At 43.7% G+C, this 12030-nt stretch carries 7 protein-coding genes and 6 pseudogenes; 9 read left to right on the forward strand and 4 right to left on the reverse strand.

Annotated features, from left to right (window positions below):
• Positions 1-271: 271 nt before the first annotated feature.
• Complete coding sequence (gene cspE, locus PXH59_RS04480; protein WP_047766586.1) at positions 272-484, forward strand: transcription antiterminator/RNA stability regulator CspE; 213 nt, start codon at positions 272-274, stop codon at positions 482-484.
• 529 nt (positions 485-1013) lie between these two features.
• Here the strand turns inward: cspE and PXH59_RS04485 are convergent.
• Together PXH59_RS04485 and PXH59_RS04490 are read right to left on the reverse strand one after the other, a co-directional pair.
• The gene (locus tag PXH59_RS04485) at positions 1014-1559 is read right to left on the reverse strand and encodes an IS630 family transposase (protein ID WP_327213539.1); all 546 of its coding nucleotides are present in this window, start codon (positions 1557-1559) and stop codon (positions 1014-1016) included.
• Positions 1528-1851, reverse strand: a complete 324-nt coding sequence (locus PXH59_RS04490; RefSeq protein WP_285810529.1) for an IS630 transposase-related protein — start codon at positions 1849-1851, stop codon at positions 1528-1530. Before PXH59_RS04490 ends, PXH59_RS04485 begins: the two co-directional genes overlap by 32 nt.
• Before the next feature lie 356 nt (positions 1852-2207).
• On the opposite strand from PXH59_RS04490, the pseudogene PXH59_RS04495 reads away from it, so the two are divergent.
• From PXH59_RS04495 to PXH59_RS04510, 4 genes and pseudogenes are all read left to right on the forward strand, one after another.
• Positions 2208-2579: pseudogene (locus tag PXH59_RS04495) on the forward strand (MgtC/SapB family protein); the annotation flags it as partial.
• An 81-nt stretch (positions 2580-2660) separates the two neighbouring features.
• Positions 2661-3090, forward strand: a pseudogene (tnpA, locus tag PXH59_RS04500) (IS200/IS605 family transposase).
• Positions 3087-3359: a cation-transporting P-type ATPase gene (locus PXH59_RS04505; RefSeq protein WP_285810530.1), complete on the forward strand. Its 273-nt coding sequence runs from the start codon at positions 3087-3089 to the stop codon at positions 3357-3359. Before tnpA ends, PXH59_RS04505 begins: the two are co-directional and overlap by 4 nt.
• 43 nt (positions 3360-3402) lie before the next feature.
• Positions 3403-3991: pseudogene (locus tag PXH59_RS04510) on the forward strand (ISAs1 family transposase); the annotation flags it as partial.
• Positions 3992-4718: 727 nt separating this feature from the next.
• Here PXH59_RS04510 and PXH59_RS04515 read toward each other — a convergent pair.
• Positions 4719-5603: an IS982 family transposase gene (locus PXH59_RS04515; protein ID WP_285810531.1), complete on the reverse strand. Its 885-nt coding sequence runs from the start codon at positions 5601-5603 to the stop codon at positions 4719-4721.
• A gap of 135 nt (positions 5604-5738) precedes the next feature.
• Here PXH59_RS04515 and PXH59_RS04520 point away from each other — a divergent pair.
• Positions 5739-6412, forward strand: a pseudogene (locus PXH59_RS04520) (IS1 family transposase).
• Between the two features lie 27 nt (positions 6413-6439).
• On the opposite strand, the pseudogene PXH59_RS04525 reads toward PXH59_RS04520, so the two are convergent.
• Positions 6440-6957, reverse strand: a pseudogene (locus PXH59_RS04525) (transposase); the annotation flags it as partial.
• A gap of 104 nt (positions 6958-7061) precedes the next feature.
• Between PXH59_RS04525 and PXH59_RS04530 the strand changes: the two are divergent.
• The 3 genes and pseudogenes from PXH59_RS04530 to ppsA all read left to right on the forward strand — a co-directional run.
• Positions 7062-7940, forward strand: a pseudogene (locus PXH59_RS04530) (IS110 family RNA-guided transposase); the annotation flags it as partial.
• A 66-nt stretch (positions 7941-8006) separates the two neighbouring features.
• Positions 8007-9176: an IS3 family transposase gene (locus tag PXH59_RS04535; protein WP_285811629.1), complete on the forward strand. Its 1170-nt coding sequence runs from the start codon at positions 8007-8009 to the stop codon at positions 9174-9176.
• A 297-nt stretch (positions 9177-9473) separates the two neighbouring features.
• The gene (ppsA, locus tag PXH59_RS04540) at positions 9474-11852 is read left to right on the forward strand and encodes a phosphoenolpyruvate synthase (RefSeq protein ID WP_285810533.1); all 2379 of its coding nucleotides are present in this window, start codon (positions 9474-9476) and stop codon (positions 11850-11852) included.
• The last annotated feature ends 178 nt before the right edge of the window (positions 11853-12030 follow it).

Here is a 12030-nt window from a genome sequence, read left to right on the forward strand (position 1 = left end):
TATTCTGTTCTAATATTGAGCGTCTGAGTTTTTTTTAAAACGATAATACATAAAAAGGTTGATATTCGTGTGCGGTCATGCGTTAATGCGTTTGGCCTGATTAACAGACCTACTTTATGTACGACATATTGAGTTAATGCGTTATGTGTAAGTGCTATCCATCTGGTAGCCTTTGTTGACCGTTTCCTTCTTAGTGCCTCCATAAGTAATAGCTGATACTGGCCAACACATGCCCGAGGTGGCGAGTTTTTTTGATATATAGGAAAGTCAAATGTCTGACAAAATGAAAGGTCAAGTGAAGTGGTTCAACGAATCTAAAGGCTTTGGTTTCATCACTCCAGCTGATGGTAGCAAAGACGTATTCGTACATTTCTCTGCCATTCAAGGTAACGGTTTCAAAACCTTAACAGAAGGCCAGAACGTAGAATTCACCATTGAAAATGGTGCCAAAGGCCCAGCTGCAGCAAACGTGACTGCTATCTAATTTCTGCCTTTATGCCTTATTTAAGCTCGCCAGCGCAAATGCCATGGCGGGCTTTTTGTTTTCCTGCACCTGTGTTTTCTATACCATAAAATTTATTTCACGAATCTCATTTTATATGCCCAATCCTAAAATTTCCGCAGTTTATTTGTTTAGTTGATAAAAAATCACATAATGAAAGTAAATTAGGGAAAAACAGAAAGCCATTGCTGTTTTGTAGAACAATCTGCTTGTTTAAGGCCTTTACTTGTTAATTTTAACTGTTTATACTCCCTCGAAAATCCTATTGGAGAACAATTAATTGGACAGTCAATGTTTTTGGTTAAATAAAAAAATAATCTGGTAAGCTGTTCATATCCTTTCGATTTGCTGCTTACCTGTGAATGGTGGGCGGTGCTACTTTAACTTCATGAGTTGTACCCACCTGAAGAAAAATCATCCGATATTAAGGATCTACTGAGTTGGAATTCTTAGTAAGGTATTAACTGAAGGTATATCGGGGTATACATGATGTGGTCATATAGCAAAATCATCATAACATGGCATATTCAATATGCTCTGTAAACAGCTCATCAACTGAACATCTTTTTTGTCTTCTTATTGCTTTTGCTCCACCCCATTTGTGTTCTATCGGATTCAAATCAGGGCTATAAGCAGGAAGCCATTCCAGTTGACATTCGCTATCCACTATCGCTTGTCTCGTGTCATTTCTTTTGTGGAAAGACGCATTATCCATGACTATCACTGCACCGTGCGGGAGTTTTGGCAATAAATCTTGCGTTATCCATGCATGAAAGACATCCGCATTAATGCTCCCGGTAAACAAACTTAAGGTGACGAAGCGATTGTTGAGAATGGCCCCAATCACGTTAATACGGCCTTTCGCCTGCCAGTCGTGTGTACCAAAACAGCGCTGTCCTTTTTCAGCATACCCATGTGTACGTGGCATGGATTGAGCAAAACCACTTTCATCTAAGTAAACTATCGGTTTGCCTGCCTGTTCATAGCCATTGATCCGCTCGACAAACGCTTGACGAGCCTGAGGGTCAGCGCGAGGGTGTTCCAGCGTTTTTTTTATGCGTGAGCCGAAGTCGTTTCAAGGCGTAATGAATAGCCGACTGCGAGACACCTAAACGTTTTGCTCTTTCCCACTGATAATCGTCGGGAAATTTTTGGATATCCGCGATAAGCACCTCATCAGGAATTTTCATGGGAGGCTTATCACGCGTCATGCAAGGTTCTATTTTATGGCTCCACCGGAACAGGGTACGAATAGAAATCTCAAAATGGACACTCGTTTGCTCGAAAGTCAACAAATGTTTATCTTTGTATGCCAGGACTCTTTTTCGAAAATCTAGACTGTAACCCATTTCACTTTATGCCTTGTCATATTGGATTGGGATATTATGCCATATTGGTATGATTCTGCTATATATTCACTCCTTATTCCCTCCGGGAACATACGAATAATCGATTAAAGATTCGTTGTCAGAATATTCTATGTACGATGAAGAGATGATCTCTTCAGGCTATTTTTTGCGTATTAGTTTTAAACGAATTAAAAAACGCAACCAATAAAAAGCTCAACAAATAAAATGAGCCAGCCGCTCTGTACATGATTTTCTGCACCTGACAGATTTCAAGTTTGGGCTAATCAATCAAGTTCACAATCAATAACTTGAGGAACTTAGAGTATCTTTATCCATTTGATGTTATGGAGAATGCCATGTTGTTAACATCTATTGCAATGCACTTACTGTCTGCGCTGTGTTTTGGGGCCTTGATTGGAGCTGAACGTCAATGGCGCCAACGTATGGCGGGATTAAGAACCAACGCCTTGGTATCAACAGGTGCTGCACTTTTCATGGTTACTGCAATGAGCGTCTCTGAGGGAAACCCTGATCGTATTGCTGCACAAATTATCTCTGGAGTTGGTTTTCTTGGTGCTGGTGTGATTATGCGTCAGGGAATGAGCATCCGTGGTTTAAATACAGCAGCGACATTATGGTGTTCAGCGGGAATAGGGGAATTATGTGGTATGGGACTGTACTGGGCAGCAGGGATGGCTACAGCACTTATTCTCTGTGCGAACATTTTATTCTTCCATATGAAAGGTTAAAACCACCGACTTTAGTCGGTCAGCTTTAGCTGCAATACTGTGTTGTACCGGAGGTGTAATATGGATTACAGATACGGCAGCCACACAGTATTTCAGATTGAATATCATTTTGTGTGGGTAACAAAATATAGGTACAAAGTGCTGATAGGTGAAGTGGCTACACGGGTACGGGAGTTAGTCCGTCAGACATGTGAAACGTTTGAAATCAGGATATTAAAGGGCGTAGTGAGCAAAGACCATATTCGCATACTGGTGAGTAGCCCCCCCGACATTAACGCCCTCAGAAATCATGAGGAGACTGAAGGGAAGGACAGCGAGTAAGTTGTTTGAAGAGTTTCCGCATCTGAAAAAACGATACTGGGGTCAACATTTTTGGAGTAGAGGCTATTTTTGTGCCACGGTGGGCCAATTAACGGATGAGATGATAAAGGCCTCTCTGGAGCATCATTTTGAACCGAATCCGGATGATAATTTCAGAATGGACGATTGACGCGTCGTTTAGCCAAGGAAAAAGAATTTATCGTCGCGAGACGAGCTAATCAAAGCCTTGAACATATTCTTACTGATCTCAACGGCAGTACATTAGCTTTAACCTATGATGATGCCATAGAACGATTAGGACAGTATGGTATTAATGGAGTTGCACATGAAAAAACACCTCATGCCTTGATGCAACTTATTACCGCTTTCCACAATCCATTTATCTATCAGGGCGAGAGCGTGAACTTTTTGTTAAAAAATTTCAGGTTTGACGAATAAGAAAAAATATAATTTCATACTTCTTTTTTCGGGAAGTATTCTTATGAGAATCGATGCTTTTTCTCGGTATTTTAGTACATTAACAGACCCCCGCCAGTCGTCTAAGATCAATTATCCTTTGTTTGATGTCCTTTTTTTGTCGATTACAGCCATCATCGCCGGTGCAGAAGGATGGGAAGATATTGAAGATTTCGGCGAAACGTACCTGGACTGGTATCAAGAAAAAAACCCTTTTTCCTAATGGAATACCGGGACATGATGCTATCGCTCGCCTGATTTCTCGGCTCAATCCCGTTGAGTTTCAGCACTGTTTTATTCATTGGGTTCAATGGGTTAACGAACGCTCAGAAGGGAAAATTATCGCCATTGACGGAAAAACGTTGCGGGGAACTTATGATGGCAAGAATCGGCAGTCGATGTTCCACATGGTGAGTGCGTTTGCCACCCAGAACGGCGTAGTGATGGGACAACTGAAGACAGACAAAAAGTCCAATGAAATCACTGCGATCCCAAAATTACTCCGCTTGCTGGATATCACAGATTGCCTGATAACAATTGATGCGATGGGATGCCAAACGAAGATTGCGGAACAAATTGTGCAGCAGGAAGGTGACTATCTTCTGGCAGTTGAGGAGAGATTCGAACAACAATATCAATTTATTGATTTAAAACAAAAATATAAAAACAAAAATACACACAGTGCTATACACAGAAAAATTTGGTGAGAAAAAACGGATAGTTGAGCAAAATTTATCGGCCCTTGTTCGACTCCTCCATTTTCCGCTAACTCAGGAGTCGAACACAAAGAAACAGTACAAATATAACACGAAATGCTAAAAACCAGATATCTACTCTTTAATCTCTAAGTTAACGATTTCCCAATTTGAAATCGGAAAAATCAGCAGCCATTCAACTATAGAAGAAATCCCTATAGTTGTCGTAGATGGCTCAAATCTGATTCATGGTTGAAATTCCAACCATCTTCAAGGTGGGATATCCCACTTTAGGTATGGTGATTTCCTCTATACCTTTTACCCTCACAGGGTTACTTAATGTAACTCAGTGACTGACGATGTTTTTCGTCGGAATCAATGATCACCAGACTGTAAATATGCCGTCTGCTTACTTTTCAAGCTATCACTGTAACTCATTGATTTATCCGAGGCCGTCATTTTGCCCCCCGGAACATCTCAATATTATCGACGCTCAAACTATGAGCAGACGCCAAATATGGCGTTTGAATGTTTATCAATGGGTTAGGTAACTGACCCGAAATCATCGGGGAGCCTCCCAAACTGAGGACTACGGCAATAGGACTCCTTAACCTCAAGGAATCCCTATAGTTAACCCGAATTCTGCTTAAGCCATCATTGGAACATCTTCTTCTAAGTAGAAAACTTTCAGTGATGGTTTCTTCAATTTAAGGCAGTAAGCAATCAGTCCACCTAAAACGGTCAACATAAATCCTCTTAGACTTCGGTGACGCGAATGCTCTATCTGAGAAATCAATTTTAATTGCCCATTAATCGTTTCAATAATAAAACGCTTTTTTAACATTATTTTATCCCACTCAGCTTGCATGCACGCTTTCATGTTGCGCCGTTTTTTCGTGATGAAAGTGACATCGGTTTTGGCTAAATCGTCCGCCAATTCCTGGCTGAGATAACCTTTGTCACCGTAAAGAGAACCTATTAATTCTTTTGATAATTCATGAACAGGTTCCCGATCATCCACATTTCCCGCAGTCACTTTAAGCGCTAGAATTTCCCCCTGATGATTGACAACCAAGTGTAATTTGAAACCGTAAAACCAACCCATTGAATTTTTTCCGCGCTTTGCTATTCCCGCAAAGACCTTATGTCGAGGGATGCGAATGTTATGGCAGACACTCAAACTGATGGAATCAATAAAAGCAATGCCTGTGGGTTTCCCTTTTAATTGAGTCAGATAGCTGCATAGTGGCACCAGAACGGAAGAAGCCACACTGACAAAGCGAGGATAGCTGAGCAAGGTTGGAAAATCCTTATGGTGATATTTCCAAATATGCTCTAGATAAAAATGTTTAAAATCACGGTAATGCGACAGATGAAAAAGGATCAAAAGGGTCATGATTTCACTGGGATACATATGACCTTGTCGGCGGCGTAAACGATGCCCGCTATCGAGACAAAATTGTTCCCATTGAGGGATGAAAAAACGGCAAAAATCATCGACATCACAGAAAACTTCAACTAACTTGTCCATAGCCTGTTCCACCTCGGAGCGGTTTTTGGTGTGCACCAAAACTTTGCTCCCGGAACAGGCTTCTCGTCAATTTCTTATCCAGAATTCGGGTTAATTAGTTACTGTGATAAACTTCGCGCTTTTTAGTGGTGAAATATGGCTAAGATTGATGTTTGTTGTCGTTATTGTCACAAATCAGAAGAGGTAAAAGGAAGTGCCGGTCATCCCCGTTACCCTTGCTATGCCTGTCGAAAAACCTTTCAACTGAAATATAGCTACCGTGCCTGCAACCCCGGAGTGAAAGAGCAAGTTGTTGATATGGCGATGAATAACAGCGGCATTCGCGACACCGCCCGTGTATTGAAAATTGCCACAGCCACCGTCATGAAAACGCTTAAAAACTCGCTCCCCGAAATGTGACTACGCTTCGGCGTGATATCGAACTCATTTGCGAAGTTGATGAACAATGGTCTTATGTCGGTAACAAGAAAAATCAACGCTGGCTCTGGTACGCTTGGGAGCCTCGTCTAAAACGGGTTGTCGCCCACGTTTTTGGTGACCGCAGTACCGCCACATGACATAAACTTCTAAAATTACTGTCCACCTTTAACATTCGGTTGTTCTGTACGGATAATTATTCTCCTTACCAGGTACTTCCTGAAGAAAAACATCTGGTTGGTAAACAATTCACTCAGCGTATAGAGCGTGCTAATCTGAATCCGCGAACGCGAATCAAGCGATTGAATCGAAAAACCCTTTGTTTTTCCAAATCGGAAGCAATGCACGATAAAGTCATAGGAACTTTCATTGAGCGTGAAAACGACATTTGAGATGTGTATCTAACGCGATGCTCGACTTTAACATCCTATAACGTTGGCTTGTTGAAGCCAGTCGCGTTGACTTTTACCTTGTTTAACATTGGCAAAAATACCCAACGTGTGAGAAAGCAGTTTTCTGGCAATTCGATTACTCAAATGCCACAAATCCCGTGCCCAGCACTTCTCGATAGCAAATTGTCCAGCGAGTTGACCAATCACGGTTTCAATTAAACGGCGTTTGGCATTGATCATACTTCTCGTTTCCTTGGGAAGAGGATCATCCATATTGGCACGCATCGGCGTAATCATCTCAATGCCATGCTTCTTCATTTCCTGTTTAAATTCAATGCCTAAATAGCCTTTATCACCGAGTAGATACCCTTTTATCGGGGCGGCTAAATCCCAGGCGGCTTCACGTTCACTGACACTGGCGGGAGTCAACGTAACCCCGGTTAACACACCGGTTTCATCTATCATCAGATTCCCTTGTATCTTAAAAGTAGGTTAAAATAAATACGATTAGATTTGGCACAGTGTACGCAGTCTGAGTTGCCCTGGGGTTTTAAGCCCGTTTTAAAGCTATTGACGCATACACTGAGCCACTCATCTGAAACCCGAACAGTTGTCCGTCATCCATAACGTATTTGCAAGGCAGGGTAATATGAGTCAGCCAAATCCACTTTGTGTGGGCATCGATGTTTCCAAAGCCTCATTAGATATCGCCGTGAGTACTGGCGTAGAGGCATTCACCGCCAGTAATGATCCTGATGGTTTTGATGCCATTGTGTCCGTACTGAAGCAACATCTCGTGTCCCTGATTCTGATGGAAGCCACCGGTGGACTGGAATCTGCTGTTGCCTGCTCGCTTCAGGCCGAAGGGTTTGATGTCGTTGTTATTAATCCCAGGCAAGCGCGAGATTTTGCCCGGGCCATGGGATATCTGGCAAAGACTGACCGCATTGACGCCAAGGTCCTGACTCAGATGGCAGAAGTGATAAACCGTCATCCCGAACGAGAACGGTTTATTCGGGCGCTGCCAGATGCGGAACGTCAGATTCTTTCTGCCATGGTGGTGCGCAGACGGCAGTTGATTACGATGCTGGTTGCTGAGCGTAATCGCCTACATCCTGCGCATCCTCAGAGCAGAAAGAGCATCAACACTGTCATTAAAGCACTGGAAGCTGAGCTGGCGCGGATCGATGAAGATATGAATAAACATATCCAGATTCATTTTAAGGAACTGGCTGACCGGCTCAGCGCCATCAAGGGCATTGGGGCAATGACAACAGCAGCCCTGCTGGCAGAAGTCCCTGAACTGGGCAAGCTCTCGCGTCGGGAAATCAGTGCACTTGTTGGCGTTGCTCCTGTTAACCGTGACTCGGGAACTATGCGGGGTCGACGAACCATCTTTGGCGGGCGCGCTGGGGTTCGGACAGCGTTGTATATGGCCACACTCGTGGCAACCCGTTTTAACCCGGTAATCAAGACGTTTTACAACCGCCTGCTGGCGGCGGGTAAGGCCAAAAAAGTGGCTCTGATGTGGTCCAATGATTTTGGTCACCGTTATAGAGGTGATATTCTCACTTCAACACGCAAAATAGGTGACATGATGAAAAGACGTTTCAGCCCCGAATTTAAACTGGAATCTGCCCCGCTAGTCCTTGACCAGCATTACAGCATAAGAGAAGCGGCGAAGGCGATGAATGTGAGTAAATCGGCAATGGAATCTTGGGTTCGCCAGTTAAAACAGGAGCGACAAGGCCAATCACCCAAAGCCTCACCCATCACGCCGGAGCAAATTGAAATACGCGAACTGAAGAAGAAACTGCAACGCCTTGAAATGGAAAACGATGTATTAAAAAAAAGCCTCAGCACTCTTGATGTCGGACTACATGAACAGTTCTCGTTAATCGAGCAATTCAGAGTGCATTATCCGGTGGCTTCTCTTTGCCAACTGTTCGGGGTTCATCGCAGTAGTTATCAGGCCTGGCACAAGCGAATCAAGCGGCCAGACTCTGCTCGCGTAACGCTAAAAAGCCGGGTTCGTGAAGCCTTTAACAAAAGTCACGGTTCTGCCGGAGCACGAACGATTGCCTCGATAGTTACCCGTGAGGGGATCCCATTAGGCCGATGGCGGGCCGGAAAACTCATGGCTGAACTCGGGCTGGTCAGTCGTCAACAACCCAAACATCGGTATTCACGAAAGGAGCAGGAACATGTTGATATTCCAAACCATCTTGACCGCCAATTTGCTGTTACGGAACCTAATCAGGTTTGGTGTGGTGACATCACTTACATCTGGACAGGTCAACGTTGGGCGTATTTAGCGGTGGTTCTCGACTTATTTGCGCGTAAACCCGTCGGTTGTGCGATGTCATTTTCGCCCGACGCTGAGTTAACGAAGAAAGCCTTAACAATGGCATTTGAATCAAGAGGAAAGCCACAAGGTGTGATGTTTCACAGCGATCAGGGATGCCAGTATACCAGCAAAGCATTTAGGCGATTATTACAGCAATACGGTATCAAACAAAGCCTGAGCCGACGGGGAAACTGTTGGGATAACAGCCCAATGGAGCGGTTTTTCAGGAGCTTGAAAAGCGAATGGGTGCCTTTAGAGGGATATGCAAATTTTATGGCAGCCAGATATTCAATCACCCAGTATATAACAGGTTATTACAGTCAGCTTCGCCCTCACTGGTATAACAACGGATTAACCCCCAATGAATCAGAAAGATTATTTTGGGAAGCCTCTAAGTCAGTGACCAATTTTTATTGACCACTTCACTCTTGTGGCTTGTATGCGCAAGCGCAAGCTGCTGACCATCTTGAATGTGATGATTAGAAAAAATGAAGAATGGAATAATTCGTATCATCAGATAACGCCATAAAATCGCTTTCAAGACAGTTGCTTAGGATTTTTTCCAGAAGTATACCCGTAAAAAAATAATATTGTTGGGTTGATCGATTCACCTTTCTATATCTGGCAAGACAATGTGCTAGGCTATTTTCTGCTGTGAAGTGCATCTTTAATTTTCCGATTTGTACCTCCGAATGTAAAAAAGGATAGTTTCTAATGTCCAATAGTGGCCTCACCCCAAGCAATGTGCTCTGGTATAACCAATTAGGCATGGATGACGTTAATCGGGTTGGTGGTAAAAACGCCTCGCTTGGCGAGATGATCACCAATCTGGCTGAACTTGGCGTGTCTGTTCCCAATGGTTTTGCGACAACTGCACAGGCATTTAATGATTTTCTGGAACAAAGTGGTGTGAACCAGCGTATTTATCAATTGCTGGATGAAACCAATGTTGACGATGTCAATCAGTTGGCTAAAACTGGCGCACAGATCCGTCAGTGGGTGATTGATACGCCATTTACGGCTCAACTTGAAAAAGATATTCGTGATGCCTATCTGCAATTGTCTGAAGGCGAGCCTGATGCCTCTTTCGCCGTGCGTTCTTCTGCAACCGCAGAAGATATGCCGGATGCATCTTTTGCTGGACAGCAAGAAACTTTCTTGAATGTGCAGGGCATTGATGCGGTGATGGTGGCTATCAAGCATGTCTTTGCATCACTTTTTAATGATCGTGCCATTTCTTACCGTGTTCATCAAGGTTATGACCACCGTGGTGTTGCACTTTCTGCGGGTATACAGCGCATGGTGCGTTCTGATTTGGCCTCGTCTGGGGTGATGTTCACGATTGATACTGAATCAGGTTTTGATCAGGTTGTGTTCATTACATCAGCTTATGGTTTGGGGGAGATGGTTGTGCAGGGGGCAGTAAACCCTGATGAATTTTATGTCCACAAACCGACGTTGAAGAACAATCGCCCGGCAATAGTGCGTCGTAATCTTGGCTCTAAAAAAATACGTATGGTTTATGCAGATAGCAAAGAGCATGGTAAGCAAGTGCGTACGGAAGCTGTATCAGAGGAGTTGCGCAATCGTTTCTCTTTGGCTGACAGTGAAGTGGAAGCGTTGGCTAGACAGGCTTTGCTGATTGAGAAGCATTATGGTCGTCCGATGGATATCGAGTGGGCGAAAGATGGGCATAATGGCAAGTTATATATTGTGCAAGCCCGTCCTGAAACTGTTCGATCAAATCAGCAGGTAATGGAACGTTACCAACTCAATGAGCAAGGTAATGTATTGGTAGAAGGTCGAGCAATTGGGCATCGTATCGGTGTTGGAACAGTCAAAGTTATCCACAATCTGAGTGAAATGGATCGCATTCAAGTGGGGGATGTATTGGTTACTGACATGACTGATCCGGATTGGGAACCGGTCATGAAAAGAGCCGCAGCCCTTGTCACTAATCGTGGAGGACGTACCTGTCATGCCGCCATTATTGCTCGTGAGCTGGGGATTCCTGCCGTTGTTGGTTGTGGTGATGCGACCGAACGTCTACAGGAAGGTCAACAGGTAACGGTTTCTTGTTCGGAAGGTGATACAGGTTACGTTTATCAGCATAAACTAGATTTCAGTGTTCAGAGTGCCCAAATTGATAAACTGCCGGAATTGGATGTGAAGATCATGATGAATATAGGCAATCCTGATCGCGCATTTGATTTCGCCTGTTTGCCAAATGAAGGAATTGGCTTGGCTCGACTGGAGTTTATTATTAACCGGATGATCGGTGTGCATCCTCGTGCTCTGCTTGAATATTCCAAACAGTCTCCTGAGCTGCAAGAGCAAATTAACTCGTTGATGGTGGGTTATGATGATCCGATTGAGTTTTATATAGGGAAATTAACCGAAGGGGTTGCAACGCTAGCGGCAGCATTCTGGCCCAAACGGGTGATCGTTCGCTTATCAGATTTCAAATCCAATGAATATGCGAATCTGGTGGGGGGGAACAGATATGAACCCCATGAAGAAAACCCAATGCTGGGTTTCCGTGGGGCAGGGCGCTACGTTTCTGACAGCTTCCGTCAATGTTTTGCTTTGGAATGCGAGGCGATCAAGCGGGTGCGTAATGTGATGGGATTAACTAACGTTGAGGTGATGATCCCGTTTGTGCGTACCGTTGATCAAGCGGAAGCGGTAATAGCGGAATTGGCATCTCAGGGTTTGAAGCGCGGTGAGAATGGCTTGAAAGTTATCATGATGTGTGAAATTCCATCGAATGCGTTGTTAGCAGAGCAATTCCTTCAATATTTTGACGGCTTCTCAATTGGCTCAAATGATATGACGCAATTAGCTCTGGGATTAGATCGCGATTCTGGTGTGGTATCCGAATTATTCGATGAACGTAATGACGCGGTGAAACAATTACTTTCTATGGCAATTCAGGCAGCTAAACGGCAGGGGAAATATGTTGGCATCTGTGGACAAGGGCCTTCGGATCATGAAGATTTTGCTCAATGGTTAATGAAGGAAGGAATTGACAGTTTATCATTGAATCCTGATACAGTCGTGAAAACGTGGATTGCGTTGGCTGAAAATAATTAACTGGAAATCACTCATAGCATTTAATTCAAATATAAATATAAGAGCCTGTTAAGATACTTTCAGGCTTTTATATTCTGTGTTACATGTTTTTTGGAATGCAAAAAAAAGCCTATCATGGGCTGACAGGCAAAGACTACACACAGCAATATATATACTTCATTGAACCCAGCCTATGGCG

The organism is Xenorhabdus bakwenae (assembly GCF_030272115.1).
Taxonomy (GTDB): Bacteria; Pseudomonadota; Gammaproteobacteria; order Enterobacterales; family Enterobacteriaceae; genus Xenorhabdus; species Xenorhabdus bakwenae.